The sequence below is a fragment of the Clostridium sp. MCC344 genome, assembly GCF_018785365.1.
Lineage (GTDB): Bacteria > Bacillota > Clostridia > Lachnospirales > Lachnospiraceae > Pilosibacter.
The window spans coordinates 1-440 of record NZ_WQPQ01000105.1 but is presented as its reverse complement, the minus strand read 5'-3'; the positions used below and the strand labels follow the sequence as shown (position 1 = coordinate 440).

The 440-nt window shown below is 43.4% G+C and carries 1 pseudogene; it reads left to right on the top strand.

The window, feature by feature from the left end:
* A pseudogene (locus GPK90_RS17945) lies at positions 1-440 on the top strand (IS5/IS1182 family transposase); the annotation flags it as partial.

The window sequence follows — 440 nt, the reverse complement described above, 5'->3', positions numbered from 1 at the left end:
GACCGGATATCCATCCACACATTAAAACGGTTAAAGAAGCAGTTGTGCCGCATAAAAGTGCAGGAGGGAATTGTGTTTGTACATGGAATCGGGCGTAGAAAAACACAATTACAGAAATCTCTGGAACAGCTGGATCAATATCTGGAGAAACTAAAGGAATATACAAAAAAGCTGTATACGCTTGGGGATAGAAACAGCTATTCCAAAACAGACCCTGACGCAACCTTCATGAGAATGAAAGAGGACGCGATGCTGAATGGACAGTTAAAGCCTGCTTATAACATTCAGCATGGAGTGGATTCCGAATACATCACATGGATCGATATCAGCCCGCACCCTACCGATACACGTACCCTGATCCCGTTTTTGAAAGACATGGAGAATCACCTGGGATTTAAGTATTCAAAAGTCGTTGCAGATGGCGGGTACGAAAGTGAAGA